Origin of the sequence: Amycolatopsis sp. NPDC051903 (assembly GCF_044452505.1) — a bacterium.
Taxonomy (GTDB): Bacteria; Actinomycetota; Actinomycetes; order Mycobacteriales; family Pseudonocardiaceae; genus Amycolatopsis.
Genome location: NZ_JBITBT010000022.1, coordinates 126,995 through 144,152 on the forward strand (window position 1 = coordinate 126,995; position 17,158 = coordinate 144,152).

The 17,158-nt window shown below is 71.7% G+C and carries 16 protein-coding genes; 3 read left to right on the forward strand and 13 right to left on the reverse strand.

Features of this window, described 5'->3' with window-relative positions; all coding sequences use genetic code 11:
- Positions 1-24: 24 nt before the first annotated feature.
- The 6 genes from ACIA77_RS34170 to pyk all read right to left on the reverse strand — a co-directional run bounded on the left by ACIA77_RS34170 (position 25) and on the right by pyk (position 7,469).
- On the reverse strand, positions 25-3,042 hold the full coding sequence (locus tag ACIA77_RS34170) for an AAA family ATPase (RefSeq protein WP_395890175.1): 3,018 nt from the start codon (positions 3,040-3,042) through the stop codon (positions 25-27).
- Between the two features lie 70 nt (positions 3,043-3,112).
- Positions 3,113-3,322 (reverse strand): hypothetical protein, encoded by a 210-nt coding sequence (locus tag ACIA77_RS34175; RefSeq protein WP_395890176.1) that lies wholly within the window; start codon positions 3,320-3,322, stop codon positions 3,113-3,115.
- Between the two features lie 171 nt (positions 3,323-3,493).
- Positions 3,494-3,700 carry a DUF397 domain-containing protein gene (locus tag ACIA77_RS34180; RefSeq protein ID WP_204090361.1) on the reverse strand — a complete coding sequence of 69 codons (207 nt, stop codon included), beginning with the start codon at positions 3,698-3,700 and terminating at the stop codon, positions 3,494-3,496.
- Positions 3,701-3,717: 17 nt separating this feature from the next.
- Positions 3,718-4,620 (reverse strand): helix-turn-helix domain-containing protein, encoded by a 903-nt coding sequence (locus tag ACIA77_RS34185; protein WP_395890177.1) that lies wholly within the window; start codon positions 4,618-4,620, stop codon positions 3,718-3,720.
- A gap of 491 nt (positions 4,621-5,111) precedes the next feature.
- Positions 5,112-6,008 (reverse strand): acyl-CoA thioesterase, encoded by an 897-nt coding sequence (locus tag ACIA77_RS34190; RefSeq protein WP_395890178.1) that lies wholly within the window; start codon positions 6,006-6,008, stop codon positions 5,112-5,114.
- Positions 6,009-6,044: 36 nt separating this feature from the next.
- Entirely contained in the window at positions 6,045-7,469 is a 1,425-nt protein-coding gene (gene pyk / locus ACIA77_RS34195; protein ID WP_395890179.1) for a pyruvate kinase, read from the reverse strand.
- A 253-nt stretch (positions 7,470-7,722) separates the two neighbouring features.
- Here pyk and ACIA77_RS34200 point away from each other — a divergent pair, with 253 nt between their 5' ends.
- On the forward strand, positions 7,723-8,670 hold the full coding sequence (locus ACIA77_RS34200; protein WP_395890180.1) for a hypothetical protein: 948 nt from the start codon (positions 7,723-7,725) through the stop codon (positions 8,668-8,670).
- Positions 8,671-8,676: 6 nt separating this feature from the next.
- Here the strand turns inward: ACIA77_RS34200 and ACIA77_RS34205 are convergent, their stop codons facing one another.
- From ACIA77_RS34205 to ACIA77_RS34215, 3 genes are all read right to left on the reverse strand, one after another.
- On the reverse strand, positions 8,677-9,342 hold the full coding sequence (locus ACIA77_RS34205) for a DUF2461 domain-containing protein (RefSeq protein WP_395890181.1): 666 nt from the start codon (positions 9,340-9,342) through the stop codon (positions 8,677-8,679).
- A gap of 85 nt (positions 9,343-9,427) precedes the next feature.
- Complete coding sequence (locus tag ACIA77_RS34210; RefSeq protein ID WP_395890182.1) at positions 9,428-10,666, reverse strand: glycoside hydrolase family 18 protein; 1,239 nt, start codon at positions 10,664-10,666, stop codon at positions 9,428-9,430.
- A gap of 175 nt (positions 10,667-10,841) precedes the next feature.
- A complete protein-coding gene (locus tag ACIA77_RS34215) occupies positions 10,842-11,204 on the reverse strand; it encodes a winged helix-turn-helix transcriptional regulator (RefSeq protein WP_395890183.1) in 363 nt (120 codons plus the stop codon).
- A gap of 32 nt (positions 11,205-11,236) precedes the next feature.
- Between ACIA77_RS34215 and ACIA77_RS34220 the strand changes: the two genes are divergently transcribed.
- Entirely contained in the window at positions 11,237-12,049 is an 813-nt protein-coding gene (locus tag ACIA77_RS34220; protein ID WP_395890184.1) for a group II truncated hemoglobin, read from the forward strand.
- Between the two features lie 302 nt (positions 12,050-12,351).
- Here the strand turns inward: ACIA77_RS34220 and ACIA77_RS34225 are convergent, their stop codons facing one another.
- Entirely contained in the window at positions 12,352-13,377 is a 1,026-nt protein-coding gene (locus ACIA77_RS34225) for a 6-phosphofructokinase (protein WP_395890185.1), read from the reverse strand.
- A 299-nt stretch (positions 13,378-13,676) separates the two neighbouring features.
- Between ACIA77_RS34225 and ACIA77_RS34230 the strand changes: the two genes are divergently transcribed.
- Entirely contained in the window at positions 13,677-14,768 is a 1,092-nt protein-coding gene (locus tag ACIA77_RS34230; RefSeq protein ID WP_395890186.1) for a 3-deoxy-7-phosphoheptulonate synthase, read from the forward strand.
- A gap of 4 nt (positions 14,769-14,772) precedes the next feature.
- On the opposite strand, the gene ACIA77_RS34235 is transcribed toward ACIA77_RS34230, so the two are convergent.
- Genes ACIA77_RS34235 through ACIA77_RS34245 form a run of 3 tightly spaced genes read right to left on the reverse strand, consistent with a single transcriptional unit; the run spans position 14,773 to position 17,032 of the window.
- On the reverse strand, positions 14,773-15,741 hold the full coding sequence (locus tag ACIA77_RS34235; protein ID WP_395890187.1) for a S41 family peptidase: 969 nt from the start codon (positions 15,739-15,741) through the stop codon (positions 14,773-14,775).
- A 23-nt stretch (positions 15,742-15,764) separates the two neighbouring features.
- On the reverse strand, positions 15,765-16,253 hold the full coding sequence (locus tag ACIA77_RS34240) for a polyadenylate-specific 3'-exoribonuclease AS (RefSeq protein ID WP_395890188.1): 489 nt from the start codon (positions 16,251-16,253) through the stop codon (positions 15,765-15,767).
- Positions 16,254-16,270: 17 nt separating this feature from the next.
- Entirely contained in the window at positions 16,271-17,032 is a 762-nt protein-coding gene (locus ACIA77_RS34245) for a lysophospholipid acyltransferase family protein (RefSeq protein ID WP_395890189.1), read from the reverse strand.
- Between the last annotated feature and the right edge of the window lie 126 nt (positions 17,033-17,158).

Sequence of the window (17,158 nt, forward strand, 5' to 3'; positions counted from 1 at the left end):
TCAACCACTTCGCGGGTCAGCGCGTCAGTCGCCGGCGGCCGGTGTCGTCAGCAGCCCGCGGTCGTAGGCGATGGCGACGGCCTCCGCGCGCCGGCTGGCGCCGAGCTTGGCCATGACGCGGGAGAGGTGGACGCTCACCGTCTTCTCGCTGATGTAGAGCTCTTCCCCGACCTGGCGGTTGGTGCGCCCGAGGGCGACGCGTTCGAGGACGTCGCGTTCGCGGTCGGTGAGGGGGTTCGCCGCGACGGGCGCGGCGGCCGGGGTGACGCCGGGCAGGTCCACGCGGGCGCGGTGGGCCAGGTCGCGAACCGCGTCGCGCAGGGGCAGGGCACCGAGCGACGACGCGACGGAATGGACGGACTCCAGGGCGTCGGCGGCGGGCAGCCCGTGGGCCAGCAGAGCCTGGGCTTCGAAGTAGCGGCACATGGCCTGCTCGTACACCGCGCCGTAGCCGAACGCCGTGGCGGCGGCCGACCACAGGGCCGGGTCACCGGGACCGCTCACCCCGGACGCGGCGGCTTCCAGCCGGGCGAGCCACGCGTGGCCCTCCGGGCCCAGCGTGCCCGAGCGCGGGGTGCCGTCGACGGCACAGCGGCGCCCGTGCTCCAGCAGGCGCCGCCCGACGGACACCATCTCGTCGGCCGTCTGCTGATCACCGCGCAGGCGGGCGTCAGCGGCGCGCGCGGCGACGGACGCCAGGCCCAGCGCGGCGATCCGGATCCCGCCGAGCAGCCAGGGTTCGATCTTCTCCAGCCACGCGATCAGCTCTTCGGTCACGCGCACGGCCTCGAAGTGGTCGGCGCGCCAGAACGCCAGCTCCACGGCGGCGTCGCCCGACGACAGCGCGATCTGGATGTCCGCCTGCCACTGGTGCCGCAGCCCCGGCAGGAGCCGCCCGGCGTCATCGAAACGGCCGCGGGCCACGAGGAACAGCACCCAGTTCGCGAGGATCCGGGCGGCCACCGCGCTCGACACACCTCGCCCGGCCCGGCCGGCCGCGTCCTCCGCGGGCCAGTCGCCGCTGAGGTACCTCAGGTAGAGCTGCCGGGCCCTCAGTTCGAGCCCGTACGAGCTCCAGGTGAGCCCCGACCCCTCGGCCCGCGCGACCCCGCGCGCCGCATGCGCCAGCGCCTCGGTCATCTCGGCCTGGTCGTCGTAGCTCAAGGCGAGGAAGTACATGCCGCGCAGTTCGACGTTCAGCGCTCCGGCGTCGCGCGCCTTGCGGATGGCCTGGCGCAGGCGCTCGCGCGCCGCCGTGGCGTCGCCCGCCGAATCGGCGAGCGTGCCGAGCGTGATCAGCGCCGACGCCTCGGCCCCGACCGCGCCCACGGCCCGCGCGTCGGAGACCGCGGTGAGCGCGCTGTCGAGTGCCTCCCCCGGCTGGTCGATCGCCCGCAGCACGCCGGCGCGGGTGGCGAGCACCCACGCGCGCACCGAGCTCGGCTTCGTGTCCTTGACCAGCTCGTACGCCCGGTCGACGGCCTGCGTCGCCTCGTCGAGCGTGCCCTCCAGCGAAAGCAGGGCCTCCCCCAGCCGCCGCCACACCTTCGCGGCGCGGTCGAGGGGTGCATCGGTGGCCAGCGCTTCCGTGGCCGACCGCGCGTACGCGACCGCCCGCTCCGGCTCGCCTGACGTACCGGCGAAGTACGACGCCTCGTGCAACAGCTTCAGCTCGTCCACGCCGTCAGGCCGGTCCGCGACGGGCACGGCGTCCCAAATGGACAGTGCCTGCTCGGCGTGGCGCAGCGCGGCCCCGGGCGCGCCCAGCTTCTCCGCCTCGTCCATCGCGCTCAGCAACGCGGGCAGCGCCGTGACGTAGTCGCGGCTCTCGAGGCTGTGGAACGCCAGCTTGGCGTCGTGCCCGCGCCCCTGCGGGATCGCGCGGATCCGGGCGGCGTACGACGCGTGCATCCGCGTGCGCTCGCCCGGCAGCAGGTCCCCGTAGACGGCTTCCTGCAGCAAGGCGTGGCGGAAGACGTAGAACCCGTCCTCGATCACGAGCACGTGGTGCTGCACGGCCTCGCGCAGCGCCTCGTCGAGCTCGAGCTCGCCGAGGGCCGCGACCTCCGCGAGCGCGGCGTGCGACACCGGTTCGTTGGCCACCGAGATCACGCGCAGGACGCGCCGCGTCTCGGCCGGGAAGCGCTCCAGCCGGGCGAGCAGCACCTCGGCGAGGCCCGCGGGCAGGTCGCGGCAGTCGGCGTTCGTCGCCAGCAGCTCTTCGACGAAGAACGGGTTGCCCTCCGAGCGCGCGACGATGTCGGCCACCACGTCGGGGGGCAGTGGCTCGTCGGCCAGCGCCTCGACGAACGTCCGCGCGTCGGCCGGCCCGAACGGGCGCAGCTCGATCTGCTCGACCGTCGCCAGCCGCACGAGCTCCGACAGCAGGCCGCGCAGCGGGTGGCGCCGGTGCACGTCTTCCTCGCGGTAGCTGCCCACGATCAGCAGCCGCTGCGCGCGCAACCTGCTGACCAGGAAGGACAGCAGGTTGCGCGTGGACGGATCGGCCCAGTGCAGGTCCTCGAGCAGGATCACCACCGGCCGCGACTCGGCGACCTCGGTCAGCACCCCCAGTACAGCGTCGAACAACTGGAGCTGACCGAGGTCCTGTTCCGGTCGCGGCCGGCGCGCGGCTTCCCGTTCGCCACCCGACACCTGACCGTGTTCCCCCGGCCCCATCGGAGCCGGTTCCCCGCTCTGCGGCAGCAGCCGCGCGAGTGCCGGCCGGGACCGCACCGCCCCCGCGACGGCCGGGTCCCCCGACGAGCCCAGCGGCGCCAGTGCCTCCGCGAACGGCAGGTACGGCAGACCGCCGTCGCGCACGTCGATGCAGCGGCCGGTGAGCACCAGCGCACCGCCGGCCGCGACGTGCTCACCGAGTGCGGTGAGCAGCCGCGTCTTGCCGACGCCGGCGTCGCCGGCGATCAGCACCGCCCCCGCCTCGCGCCGCTCCGCCCGCGCGAAGGCAGCACGCAGCCGCCGCATCTCGTGGGTGCGGGCGACCAGCGGGATTCCGGAGCCGAGGCGGGGCACGAGGTGCATTCTGTCCTACCCCACCGACAGTTCCGCCATGGTTTTCACCGACAGCGTGTTCGCCGGGAGCGTCACGCGGTCACCGCGCGAGGTGCCCGGCGCGCGAGGCGACCGGCTCGGCCGAGCGGCGCTCCTGCACCGGTACCTCGACGTTGGTCAGCCGGTGGGCCCGCAGCCAGCGGACGGGCCGGCTCTGCTTCGTCATCCGCGCGTTGCGCCCGGCCTTACGCAGCTGCTCCGCGCGGTAGGCCACCTCGGCGCTCATCGCGTCCAGGAGCTGATAACTCATCGCTTCGATCCCCATCTCCGAGTTGCCTTCTTCGGTGACACTCAGAGTCGTCCTGAGGGGACGGCGCGGGCATCGGGTGATCACCCACACCTGGACGCCAGACGACCCCTTACCCGAGACACCGACCAGCGACGAGCAGGTCGGCGGGGTAAGGGGTCGCCGGGTGGACCGTCAGTCGCGCACCGGGCCACCGGCGCGCACCGCCGCCAGCAGCCCCCGCCAACCCGACGCGGGGAGGCGGACAGCACCCCCTTCGGGGTCTTTCGAGTCGCGCACCGCGGCGCCACCGCCGACGAAGGCGATCTCGACGCAGTCGTTGCCGCCACCGCTGAAGCTGCTCTTGCGCCAGGTGGCCCGGGAAAGATCCGCGTCCGGCATCGTGTTCCCCACTTTCCTCACTGTGTCCTCGGTTCCAGGTGGTGCACTGCGGCCGGCACGGCAGCCTGTTCGGCGAACCGGCCGGCCGCCTCGGTGATCAAGTCGACCGAGTCGTCCGGTTTCAGTGCGGCAGCGCGCAGGTGGTCGAACATCAGCGCGTAGCGCCGGACGTCTTCGGGTTGCTCGAGGTACAGGCCGCTGGACGTGCTGTCGTCGACGTAGACGACGTCGGGGTCGGCCTGCTCGGGGAAACCCATGATGAGGAAGGGACCCTCCATGCCGGGGTGGGCGCCGGCGGAGAACGGCACGACCTGGATGGTCACGTTCGGCTTCTCGGCGACCGCGGCCATGCGGTAGAGCTGCTCGGCCATCACCTCGGCGCCGTCGACCACCCGGTGCAGCACGGCCTCGTCGACCACGGCCCAGTACTCGGGCGGCGGGGTGTCGCTCAGCAGCTCCTGGCGGGCCATGCGCGCGGCCACGCGGCGCCGGATCTCGGCGTCCTCGGCGTCGGGTCGCAGGGCGCGGATCACGGCGTGGGCGTAGCGCTCGGTCTGCAGCAGCCCGGGTACGAGCAGCGCCTGGAACGCGCGCAGCGAACTGGCGTCGGCCTCGAGCCCCACGAACGTGCCGGTGAACACCTCGTTGTACGCGTGCCACCAGCCGCGTTTGCGCGCCTCGCGGGCCAGCTGGACGAGCGCCTCCTGCTCGTCGCCGGTGATCCCGTAGAGCGCGAGCATGTCCCGGGCGTCGCGCGGGGTGACGCCGACGTGCCCGGTCTCGATGCGGCTGACCTTCGACGCGGAACACTCGAGCTTCTCGCCCACCTCGTCGATCGTCAGGTCGGCGGCTTCCCGGAGCCGCCGCAGCTCGCTCGCGAGCCTCCGGCGGCGAACGGTGGGTCCCTGGCCTCTCGCCACGACAGCACCTCCGGATCGTCTTCCGCGTTGCGCGCACCGTCGGCCAACACTGCCCGCACCGCATATCTAACCAGCCGTCCGACTAGTCAGTGGGGTATTAACACCGCGGAATTCCCGCCTTCGGGGGCAGGTCTCCGCCCTGCAATTTGCAGATCGCGCTTGTACTCTGACATCGGTGAACCGGAACCGGTCACGCCGTGCCGGTCGCGCCGGCCGTCAAGATCGGCTCGGGTTCCTGAGCAGCGTAGACGACGGCCAGCCGGAAACAGACACCGAGTGCGCGGGCGTTTCCGGCGGAAGGTGTCCGGGGCCGCCCCCCGACCGGTCCCGGGCACCTTCACCTTCGGTTGTCACGAGTTGTCGGCGCGCGTTGCGCACACCGTGACGATTACCCGGCTACGCATTTCGTTTTTCACGCCACCCGGAAGTGTGGTTGATTCTGCGAACGCCACTCGGTGACACACTCTCAGTAGAACGAGCCGCGACCGTCCTCACAGGACGCGCAGCAGGCCCTCCTGGACGACGGTCGCGATGTGCGTGCCGTCCTGCGCGAAGAACCGGCCCGTGGCCAGGCCGCGCGCGCCCGAGGCGCTCGGCGACGTGCTGTCGTAGAGGAACCACTCGTCGGCGCGGAAGGGCCGGTGGAACCACAGCGCGTGGTCCAGGCTCGCGCCGAGGACCTTGTCGACGTCCCAGTACACGCCGTGGCGCGCGAGGATCGAATCGAGCAGCGTCATGTCCGAGGCGTAGGTGAGCACGCAGACGTGCAGCAGCTGGTCGTCGGGCAGCGAGCCGTCGGCCCGCATCCACACGCGGTTGCGCTCCGGCCGCGCGCCGGTCGAGCGCGTGATCCACGGCGGCTCGCCCACGTAGCGGACGTCGATCGGGCGCGGGCGCTCGGTGAAGCGCAGGCCGAAACCGGCCGTGCGCTCCTGGAACGTGGGCAGCGCCTCGGGAGCCGGCACGTCGGGCATCGGCTCGCCGTGGTCGAGGCCGTCCTCGTCGCGCTGGAACGACGCCGACAGCGCGAAGATCGCCTTGCCGTGCTGGATGGCGGTGACGCGGCGCGTGGTGAACGAGCGGCCGTCGCGGATGCGGTCGACCTCGTAGAGGATCGGCGCGCGCGGGTCGCCACCGCGGATGAAGTAGGCGTGCAGCGAGTGCACGCGGCGGTCCTCGGGCACCGTGCGGCCGGCGGCCACCAGCGCCTGCCCGGCGACCTGGCCGCCGAACACGCGGACCGGGGAGTGCGCGGGCGAGACCCCGCGGTAGAAGTCCTCCTCCACCTTCTCCAGGTCGAGGAGGTCGACGAGCCGGTCGAGGACCACCTGTCCGCCGCCGCCGGCTTCGTCGAGCCCGGCGGCGGCGTTCCTGGCGATCTCAGTCATGACCGAACCCTATTCGGTCCGGCTGAAGTTCGTCCCTTACGCGTGGTCGTCTTCACCGAGCCGGTGCACGTGGATCAGGTTCGTCGACCCGACGGTGCCCGGCGGGGAGCCGGCCACGATCACCACGAGGTCGCCGCGCTGGTACTTGCCCATCGCGAGCATCGCCTGGTCGACCTGGTGGATCATCTGGTCGGTGGAGGCCACCTCAGGCACGATCGTGGTGACCGTGCCCCACGTCATCGACAGCTGGCTGCGCACGCACTCCTCCGGCGTGAACGCCATCAGCGGGAGCCGCGTGTGCAGGCGCGCCAGGCGGCGCACGGTGTCACCGGACTGGGTGAACGCGACCAGCGCCTTGGCGTTGAGCCGCTCGCCGATGTCGCGGGCGGCGTAGGAGATCACGCCGCGCTTGGTGCGCGGGACGTGCGTGAGCGGCGGGACGACCGGCGAATCGGTCTCGACCGCCTCGACGATGCGGCCCATCGTCTGCACCGTCTCGATCGGGTAGCGCCCGACACTGGTCTCGCCCGAGAGCATCACGGCGTCGGTGCCGTCGAGCACCGCGTTCGCGACGTCCGAGGCCTCGGCGCGGGTCGGCCGGGAGTTGTTGATCATCGACTCGAGCATCTGCGTCGCGACGATGACCGGCTTCGCGTTCTCGCGGCAGATCTGGATGGCGCGCTTCTGCACCAGCGGCACCTGCTCGAGCGGCAGTTCGACACCGAGGTCGCCGCGGGCGACCATCACCGCGTCGAAGGCCAGCACGATGGCCTCGAGGTTGTAGACCGCCTCGGGCTTCTCGATCTTCGCGACCACCGGCAGCCGGCCCTTGCCGACGCGGTCCATGACCTGGTGCACGAGGTCGATGTCGGCCGGCGAGCGCACGAAGGACAGCGCGACGAAGTCGACGCCGAGGTGCAGCGCGAACTCGAGGTCCTCGATGTCCTTTTCGCTCAGCGCGGGCACGGACACGTCCATGCCGGGCAGCGAGACGCCCTTGTTGTTGCTGACCGGGCCGCCTTCGGTGACCTCGCAGATCACGTCGGGGCCCTCGACGGACTTGACCACGAGGCCGACCTTGCCGTCGTCGACCAGCAGCCGGTCGCCGGGCTTGGCGTCCTTCGCGAGGCCCTTGTACGTGGTCGACACGCGGTCGTGCGTGCCGGCGACGTCCTCGACGGTGATGCGGACCTCGTCGCCCGTGTGCCACTCGGCCGAGCCGCTGGCGAAGGTGCCGAGGCGGATCTTCGGCCCCTGCAGGTCGGCCAGGATGCCGACCGACCGGCCACTCTCCGCCGCAGCGGCCCGAACCAGGTCGTAGACCTGCTTGTGGTCGCTGTGGCTTCCGTGGCTGAAGTTCATCCTCGCGACGTCCATTCCGGCGTCGACGAGTGCCCGCATCTTCTCCGGCGTGGAGGTGGCGGGCCCCAGCGTACAAACGATCTTCGCGCGTCGGCTCACGTTCCAAAAGGGTAGTCCTTCCCGCCACTCACGTCTGTACCGATACCGAAAGTTCAGAGGAAGTGTTCGGAAACCATTCAGATCCCTAACCTCCGTAGGTATGACGGTGGTTCGCCGACTCATGATCTTGATCACGACGTTCGCCCTGGTCGGGGCGTGTTCTCCGGCTGCCGAGCCGCCGTGGCGGCCCGTTGACCTGCCGGTTTCCGGTACGCGCGTACTGGGATTCGTCCGAACGTCATCGGGAATCGTCATGACCGGCTCGGTGCCGGGACCCCTCGGCCGGGCGCCCGCGGCGTGGCTCGCGGGCCCGACGTGGACCCCGCTGCCGCTGCACGCGGCGACCGGCTACGGCCGGCAGGCGGAGCTGACGCTGCCGGCCGCCGCCGGGTCCCGGCTGCTCGCCCTGGGCTCCGCGTTCGGCGGCGCCCACGCCAACCCGCGCCCGACGATCTGGACCGGCTCCGGCACCGGGCTCACCGAACACGAGCAGCCAGTCGAGCTGCTGGGCGGCGAGCGCGCGGTGACCACCTCGGGCTCCGCGGCGAGCGCCGGGGGCTACCTGCTGACCGGCCAGTGGGACCACCGCACCGGCGGCGTCGGCGCGGCAGCGTGGACATCTCCCGACGGCGGGTCGTGGACGCTCTCCGAGGACCCGGCCCTGCTCAGCACCCCGGCCGGCCAGACGCGCATCCTCGCGGCCGCCGGGTTCGGCGCCGGCTACGTCGCGGTGGGCGACGTCCGCGCCGGCCTCACCGTGCGGCCCGTGGCGTGGACGTCGGCCGACGGCTCGACGTGGACGCGCGCCGACCTGCCGTCCCCCGCCGGTTCGGCATCCGTGTGGCGCGTCGCGTGCTCGGCCTCCTGCACGGCCGTCGGCGCGACGAGCGAGCAACGCCTGGCGTGCTGGCAGTCCGGCCCGTCGTGGACGGCGGCCGCCGGCGGCCCGGTGATCCCCGCGGCGCAACTGCTCGAGGTGACGGGCCTGACGCAGGACTCGGCGGGCCACCTCGACGTCACGGTGAAGGTCGACGGCCGCCCGCGGCTCTGGCGCGTCGGCCCCCACTGCGACGGCTTCGCGGAACTCCCGCTGCCCGAACCCGCCGCGTCCCTCACCGCCATCGCCGACGGCCCCGACCTGCTCCTGGCCACCACGACCGACACGGGGAGCCGGCTCTGGCGCTACCCACTCCCCCGCTGAGCCGGCTCAGCGGCGCGGCTGCTCGCTCGGCCCCACGTGGTCGCGGGCCCACTCGTTGAACTTCTTCACCTGCCGCCAGGCTTTGCGGACGCGGTCGAAAGCCTCGCGTTCGTGGAGGTAGTCCGCGGGTTCCCAGGCGCGCACGGCGTAGACCGAGCGGTAGCGCAGCAGGTCCAGGCGCGGGTGGTCGTCGGGGAAGCCGCGCGGGCGGGACTTCAGCCGATCGCCCAGGACGTCCCAGCCCTGGCGGCGCAGCGTGGCCAGGATGGACTCCAGGGCGGGCCCGTGGAGCTCGGTGTCGACGGCCGTGCGGAAGCGGGCGAGCTGGTCGGACGCGAGGTGGAAGCAACCGCCGCCGACGCGCAGGCCCGCCGGGCCGACCTCGACGTAGTAGGCGCCCCCACCGCGGCCGGCTTCGATCACGGCGCCGCAATGGGTCTTGTACGGCGTCTTGTCCTTGGCGAAGCGCACGTCGCGGTACGGGCGGAACACCTTGCCTTCGCCGAACCCCTCGCCGAACTCCGGCTCGAGCTCCTTGACCAGCGCCTCCATCGGCGCGCGCACGTCGGCCTTGTAGGTCGCCACGTTCGCGTCCCAGTAGGACTTGGAGTTGTCGGCCTCCAGGCCGTCGTAGAAATCGACGGCGTACTCGCCGAATCCCAAGAACTTCACCCGCAGCACGATAACGGCCGCCCCCGACAGAAAACTCCCGGTGCGGCCGGGCGGCCCCTGCGCCGCCGGCCGCACCGGGGAGCGGCTACTTCGCGAGCGCCGTGATCAGTTCGCCGTTCGGGGTGTCGCCGGAGAGCTCCCAGAACATCGCGCCGCCGAGGCCCTGCTGCCCGGCGTAGCTCACCTTGCCGCCGATCGTGCCCGGCGTGTCGTAGCTCCACCACTGCGAACCGCACTTCGCGTACGCGGTGCCGGCGACCGTCCCGGTGGCCGGGCAGCTCGACTTGAGGACCTTGTAGTCCTCGATGCCCTGCTCGTACTTGCCCGGCGCCGGGCCCGTCGCGGTGCCGCCGGGCGCGCTCTGCGTGACGCCGGTCCAGCCGCGACCGTAGAAACCGATGCCCAGCACCAGCTTCGACGCCGCGACGCCCTTGCTCTTGAGCTTCTGGATGGCCGCGTCCGAGTAGTACCCCGCCGTCGGGATGCCCGCGTACGAAGTGAGCGGCGAGTGCGGCGCGGTCGGGCCCTGGGCGGCGAAGGCGCCGAAGTAGTCGTAGGTCATCACGTTGTACCAGTCGACGTACTGCGCCGCGCCCGCGTAGTCGGCGGCGTCGATCTTGCCACTGCCGGTGCCGTCTCCGGTGATCGCGGCCGTGACGAGCTTCGAGGAGCCGAACTTGGCACGCACGGCCGCCATGACGTTCTTGAACGCCGCCGCGCCGCTCGTGTCGCAGCTCAGGCCGCAGGCGTTGGGGTACTCCCAGTCGAGGTCGATGCCGTCGAACAGCCCGGCCCAGCGCGGGTCGTTCACGAGGGCGTAGCAGGAGTTCGCGAACGCCACCGGGTTCTTCGCGGCCTGGCCGAAGCCGCCCGACCAGCTCCAGCCGCCGAACGACCACAGCACCTTCAGGCCCGGGTGCTTGGCCTTGAGCTTCTTGAGCTGGTTGAAGCTGCCCGCCAGCGGCTGGTCCCAGGTGTCGGCGACGCCGTCGACGCTGCCGGCCGCGTCGTAGGTCTTCTGGTAGTCCGCGTAGGCGTCGCCGAGGGCGCAGCCGCCGTTCGTGACGTTGCCGAACGCGTAGTTGATGTGCGTGAGCTTCGCCGCGGACCCGGACGTCTCGATGTTCTTGACGTGGTAGTTGCGGTCGTAGACACCCCAGTCGGTGAAGTAGCCGACGACCTTGCCGACCGAGGCTTTCGGGGCTTTCGGGGCTTTCGGGGCGGCGGCGGCCGTGGACAAGGGTGTCGCGACGGCCGCGGCGGCCAGCACAGCGGCGGCCAGGCTCACGAGCGACAGGAAGCTCTTCCTGCGGGGACGGGGCATGCCGGCTCCTTCGTCGGAGTCACACCGGGTGACCGAACGGGGACGGTGGGGACCTGCCCACCGTAAGTGGACTAGACCAATAGGTCAATGGTCCAGTCCAGTGGAGCAATCCGGCAATTCGGTCACGCCGTGGTGATGGAGCGCAGGACGGCTGACCGCGCTCCTTCCGGCGCTGTCAGGCTCGTCTCGCCGTCTCCTGGGCCGGCGTTTCAAAAGTGATCCCGGTGGCCGCCGCCCGGCGTTCGCCCCACTCGTACAGCGCGGTCAGCGCCGGCCCGAGTGCGGCGCCTTCCTCGGTGAGCCGGTATTCGACGTGCGGAATCCGGCCGACGAAGCTCTCGCGGCGCACCAATCCGTCGGCCGCGAGTTCGCGCAGCTGCTGGGTCAGCATCTTCTCGCTGACGGCCGGCATCCGCCGCCGCAGTTCGCCGTAACGGTGGGCGCCTTCCTTCAGGTGCGCGAGGATCACCGGTTTCCACCGGCCGCCGATCAGGTCGACCGTGAGCTCGACCGGGCACCAGTACCGCCTGTCCGCCATCGCGACCTCCCTCACCACGCACCGAAAAGTACGTGGTTGCCGTCGCCTCCCGCGTGCGCTGTGCTGAGCGGGTGCTCGAATACCTGCGCTACACCGTCCCCGCCGACCGGGCGGCCGCGTTCGAAGCCGCGTACGCCCAGGCCGCGACCTCGCTCGCGAAGGCACCGGAGTGCCTGGACTACGAGCTGAGCCGTTGTGTCGACGACCCTACGCGCTACGTGCTGCGGATCAGCTGGACCTCGGCCGAGGCCCACCTCGAGGGGTTCCGCCGCGGGCCGCACTTCCCGCCGTTCTTCGCGGCGATCGGCGAGTACCGGGCCGACCTCGACGAGATGCGCCACTACGAGCCGACCGCCGTCGCCGGCGAGGGCGGTGGCCGGCCGCCGACGCTGTACGAATGGGCCGGCGGGCACCCCGCGCTGGTCCGGCTCCTGGAGCTGTTCTACGGCCACGTGCTGCGGGATCCGGTGCTGGAGCCCGTGTTCCGCGGCATGGACTCCCGCCACCCCCAGCACGTCGCCACCTGGCTCGGCGAGGTCTTCGGAGGACCGGCCGACTACACGGCCCACCACGGCGGGCACCCGCACATGATCGAGCGCCACGCCGGGCGCGGCATCACCGAGGAGCAGCGCCGGCGATGGGTCACGCTGCTGCTGGAGACCGCCGACGAGGCGGGCCTGCCCGCCGATCCGGAGTTCCGGGCCGCGTTCGCGGGCTACGTCGAATGGGGCAGCAGGCTGGCCGTGATGTTCTCGGCCCCCGACGCGGAGCCGGCCGCGTTCGAACCGGTGCCGCGCTGGGACTGGGCCAAACCGCCGTGGCAGCCGCCCGCGGCCTCGTCCTGAGGTGCCGGACAGTCCGAAGTAGACAGTTCGCCCGGATCCGGGGCGGCCGTTCGGCGGCTCACCCGAGCTGTTCCCGCGCGGTGGCCAGCGCCGAGTCTCGGCCGGCGGCCAGCGGCCCTGCGGTGTCACGAGACCGACCGCCCGGGATCTCGACGAGCAAGCCGTAGCCGTCGGCGGCGCCACACACCATCCACAGTGGACACGCGTGGTGCGGCGGCTGCCGGAAGGATGGCCAGGCCGGCCACGGCCCGACGCTGACGATCCTGGGGCGCCGGGTGGGCCGCCCCACCCGGCGCGAGCACTCAGCCGAAGAAGACCTCGGCCTCTTCGTAGCGCTCCAGCGGCACCGTCTTCAGCTCGGCGGTCGCCTCCGACAGCTTCACGCGCACGATATCGGTGCCCTTCAGCGCCACCATCACGCCGAAGTCTCCGTCGGCCACCGCGTCCACGGCGTGCAGACCGAAGCGGGTGGCGAGCACGCGGTCGTACGCGGTCGGCGTGCCGCCGCGCTGCACGTGGCCGAGCACCACGGCGCGGGACTCCTTGCCGGTGCGCGCGGCGATCTCGTCGGCCAGCCAGGTGCCGATGCCGCCGAGGCGGACGTGCCCGAAGGCGTCCTTCTCGCCGGTCAGCAGGCTCTCCTCGCCGCCCTCGGGCAGCGCGCCCTCGGCGACGACGATGATCGGCGCGTACTCGTTCTCGAAGCGGCGCTCGACCCACTCCACGACCTGGTCCACGGAGAAGTGGCGCTCCGGCACCAGGATCACGCTCGCCCCGCCGGCGAGGCCGGAGTGCAGGGCGATCCAGCCGGCGTGGCGGCCCATGACCTCCACGACCAGCGCGCGGTGGTGCGATTCGGCCGTGGTGTGCAGCCGGTCGATGGCCTCGGTCGCGATGGACACGGCGGTGTCGAAGCCGAAGGTGTAGTCGGTGGAGCCCAGGTCGTTGTCGATCGTCTTGGGCACGCCGACGACGCCGACGCCGTCGTCGGTCAGCCGCTTCGCGACGCCGAGCGTGTCCTCGCCGCCGATCGCGATGAGCGCGTCGATCTCCTGCTCGGCGAGCACGGACTTGATCTTCTCGACGCCGCCGTCGACCTTGTACGGGTTGGTCCGCGACGAGCGCAGGATCGTGCCGCCGCGCGTGAGGATGTCCTCGACGTCGCGCAGGCCCAGCGGCCTGCTCTCGCCGGTGAGCGGCCCCTGCCACCCGTTGCGGAAGCCGGTGATTTCCCAGCCGTGCACCTCGATGCCCTTGCGGACCACCGCGCGGATCACCGCGTTCAGCCCCGGGCAGTCGCCGCCACCCGTCAGCACACCGACACGCATGTCTTGCCTCCGTCTTCCTCACGTGGAGATCGCAGTCACAGTCCGCCGCCAGAGTAGCGGCTTTCGTCTGGATCGGTGCAGGCCGGACCACCTGGCGAATCGGTCTGCACGGCGCCGGAACAGGGGCTCGTTGCGCACTGTGCTAGCTTGATCGGCGTGCAGCGCTATTTCTGGTTTACGAAGCCGGCCCCGGGTGGGCGCGGCGGCGTGAACCTGCGCTGACTCCCACCCGAGCCGGATCTCGAACCGGCTCGGCGATTCCCCGCGGGTCGGTGTCCACCAGGAAGGAACCACCCGCCGTGACCTCCCCGCAGCTGACCGCCGGGCCCGCCGACGCGAGCACCCTGGACAACCAGCGCACCACGTCGATCAGCCCCCTGATCTCCCCCGCCCTGCTCCGCGAGGACCACCCCGTGGACGCCGCGGTGGCGAAGGTCGTGCACGCCGGCCGCACCGAGACCGTCGACGTCCTCGACGGGCGCGACGACCGCCTCGCCGTGGTCGTGGGCCCGTGCTCCGTCCACGACCCCGAGGCCGCGCTCGAGTACGCCCGCAAGCTCGCCGCGAAGGCCGAGGAGCTGCGCGGCGACCTGCACATCGTGATGCGCGTGTACTTCGAGAAGCCGCGCACCACGCTGGGCTGGAAGGGCCTGATCAACGACCCGGACCTCGACGGCACCTTCGCCGTGAACAAGGGCCTGCGGATCGCCCGGAAGCTCCTGCTCGACGTGTCGGCGCTCGGGCTGCCGGTGGGGTGTGAGTTCCTGGACCCGATCACGCCGCAGTTCATCGCGGACATCGTCACGTGGGGCTCGATCGGCGCGCGCACGGCGGCCAGCCAGGTGCACCGCCAGATGTGCAGCGCCCTGTCGATGCCGGTGGGCATCAAGAACTCCGTGGAGGGCGACATCCAGGTCGCGGTCGACGCCACCCGCGCGGCGGCCGCGTCGCACGTGTTCCCCGGCATCAACACCGACGGCCTCGCGGCACTGCTGACGACGTCCGGCAACCCCGACTGCCACGTGATCCTGCGCGGCAGCTCGAAGGGCCCGAACTACGACGCGGCGTCGGTCACCGAAACCCTCGGCCGCCTCGCGAAGTCGGGCCTGCCGGAACGCGTGATCATCGACGCGAGCCACGGCAACAGCAACAAGGACCACGTCCGCTCGCGCGAGGTCGTGCTCGAACTGGCCGACCGCATCGCCGCCGGTGAACGCGGCATCGTGGGCCTCATGATGGAGAGCTTCCTCACCGCGGGCCGCCAGGAGCTCGACCTCGGCCACGGTGGCGAACTCACCTACGGCCAGTCCATCACCGACGCGTGCCTCGACTGGGACACCACGGCGGACCTGCTGGACACGCTCGCGGGCTCGGTTCGCGCGCGGCGCTGAGCTTTCAGCAGCCGGGCTGCGTGTGCAGCCACGCTGACGCGGCCGCGATCACCTCGTCGGTGGTCGCGGTCGCGGGCAGGGGGTGCTCGGGCCGGATCGGGTGGTTGCCGTACACCCGCCCCGTCCGGTCCACGTCGCTCACCGACGTGACGAGCAACTCGGCGCCGTCGCTGAGGTGGAACACCTCGTTGCCGGTGGCGAAGCCCGCGGTGGGCTGGCCGAAGGTGGCGGCGCGGGTGAGGCCGCGGAACGCCACGAGGGTCGCTTCACCCGAGCTGGCGGTACGGGCGGAGGTGAGCACGGCGACGGGTGGCCGCGGACGGGTCAGCCGCAGCGGGTTGGCCTCGGCGGCTTCCGGCACGCCGTCGAGCAGGACCCGGCCGGCGCGCAAGCTCCAGGTGTTCGAGCCGTTGGGCCCCCGGAAGAAGCCCAGATCACCCTCGTCGAGCAGCGGCGCGACGACGGTGAGCATCGGGAACATGTCGCCGCCGCCGTTGTCGCGCAGGTCGACGATCCAGCCGCACGGACGGCTCGCGTCGGCCGACCGGACCGCGGCCTCCCCAGCGGCGACGTACCGGCGTTCGCCTGCCGGGTCCTGCGCGAACATCGGGACGGTCAGCACGGCCACGTCACCGATGGTCCGGGCGCTCGGCACCTCGATGGTCTGCGGCGGCGGGGGCGCGGCGAGCGCAGGGTCCCTCAGCATGGTGTGCCGGTTGCCCAGCGCGAAGATCGCGCCGCGGATCGCCGAGTACGTGCCTGCCGGCGCCGTCACCCCGGCGGCTCGGCGCAGGGCCTCGGCTTCGACGGCCGGCCAGTCGACGGAGTCCCGGTCGATCGAGTGCGCGCGAAGCAGGCCGAGGGCGTTGAACAGGTAGTCACGCGCTGGATCGGGGCTCGGTGCCGACGCGGCCGTGACCAGGCCCAGCACGAGGACCAGCACCACGAACCCGGCGAGGGTGCGACGCACCACCGACCCCTCCCCCAGTGACCGGCTCAGCGGCGGCGGAACGCCGCTTCGATGACTTCCCAGCGTTGCAGGTTGTGCTTCGCGTCCGCCAGTGCGTCGTGCTGATCGGTCGGGGCGGCGGGGAGCTTGGGTTTCCCCGCGTCCTCCCAGCGTTGGCGAAGGTCGCGCGTGAAGCGGGGCAGCTGGCGTGGCAGGGCGGGCATCGGGCCCCACAGCTGGGCCAGCGCGACGTGGTCGTAGGCCGCGAACCACGCCCACAGCTCGATGCCGCCCGGGGGCTTGCCGAAGAACTCGAGCAGGTCCGTGCGGATCTTCTCGCGGCCGCGCCACGCGGGGTCGGCGGGTGAGGGCAGCTTGGGCAGCACGTTGTCCCGCACCCACGGACCCGCCTTCGCGGGGTCGAAGTCGGTCGACACGGCGTAGAACTCGCGGCCGCGCTCGTCAACGACACCGATCGACACCAGGTCGATCGTCACGCCGTCCTCGATGAACTCGGTGTCGTAGAAAAAACGCACCGGTGAACTCTAGTCGGCTAGCCGACCTTGCTGTCCGGCACCCGGGCGGCGTCGCGCCCGGCCGGCTGGGCCGGCACCTTCGGGTCGGCTCCGGCGGCTTCCGCGGCCAGCAGTTCCTTGGCCTTCGCCGCGTAGATGTCCACGTACTCCTGGCCCGAGAGCTCCATGAGCGCGTACATGATCTCGTCGGTGATCGAGCGCTCGATGAACCGGTCGCCGGACAGGCCGTCGTAGCGGGAGAAGTCGAGCGGTGCCCCGAAGCGGATCTCGAGCCGCCGCGGCCACCACATCTTCGAGCCGATCGGGTTGACCTTGTCGGTGCCGACCATCGCGACCGGGACCACCAGGCCCTTGGATTCGAGCGCGATGCGGGCGACCCCGGTCTTGCCCTTGTACAGCCGGCCGTCGGGCGAGCGCGTGCCCTCCGGGTAGATCCCGAGCAGGTGGCCCTGCTTCACGAGCCGGATGGCCGTGTCGAGCGCGGCCTGCGCGGCGTTGCCGCCCGAGCGGTCGATCGGGAACTGGCCGACGCCGGTGAAGAACCACTTCTTGAGCAGGCCCTTGAAGCCCGGCTCGGTGAAGTACTCCGACTTGGCCGGGAACGTGACCTTGCGCTTCACGCGCAGCGGCATGAAGAACGAGTCGGCGACCGCCAGGTGGTTGCCGGCGAGGATGACGCCCCCCGTCTCCGGGATGTTTTCGGCACCGACCACCTTCGTCGGCCACAGGGTCTTCAGCAGGGGGCCGATGAACACGAACTTCATGAGCCAGTACAGCACCGCGCTCCAGTCCTTCCCGAGGCTCGACGTTCGAGTTCTCGGTGCTCAAGGGTACGAAATCCGGCCGTCCGCGCACAATGAGCGGTGAACGGCTACTGCGTGGCAGCGATCGATCTCACAGCGGTA

Coding starts and splice junctions, on each gene's coding strand:
- ACIA77_RS34225 (WP_395890185.1), bottom strand. CDS start 13,377: ATGCGTGTCGGTGTGCTGACGGGTGGCGGCGACTGCCCGGGGCTGAAC.
- ACIA77_RS34180 (WP_204090361.1), bottom strand. CDS start 3,700: ATGCCGGACGCGGATCTTTCCCGGGCCACCTGGCGCAAGAGCAGCTTC.
- ACIA77_RS34215 (WP_395890183.1), bottom strand. CDS start 11,204: ATGGCGGACAGGCGGTACTGGTGCCCGGTCGAGCTCACGGTCGACCTG.
- ACIA77_RS34190 (WP_395890178.1), bottom strand. CDS start 6,008: ATGACTGAGATCGCCAGGAACGCCGCCGCCGGGCTCGACGAAGCCGGC.
- ACIA77_RS34170 (WP_395890175.1), bottom strand. CDS start 3,042: ATGCACCTCGTGCCCCGCCTCGGCTCCGGAATCCCGCTGGTCGCCCGC.
- ACIA77_RS34200 (WP_395890180.1), top strand. CDS start 7,723: ATGACCGGCTCGGTGCCGGGACCCCTCGGCCGGGCGCCCGCGGCGTGG.
- ACIA77_RS34175 (WP_395890176.1), bottom strand. CDS start 3,322: ATGAGTTATCAGCTCCTGGACGCGATGAGCGCCGAGGTGGCCTACCGC.
- ACIA77_RS34210 (WP_395890182.1), bottom strand. CDS start 10,666: ATGCCCCGTCCCCGCAGGAAGAGCTTCCTGTCGCTCGTGAGCCTGGCC.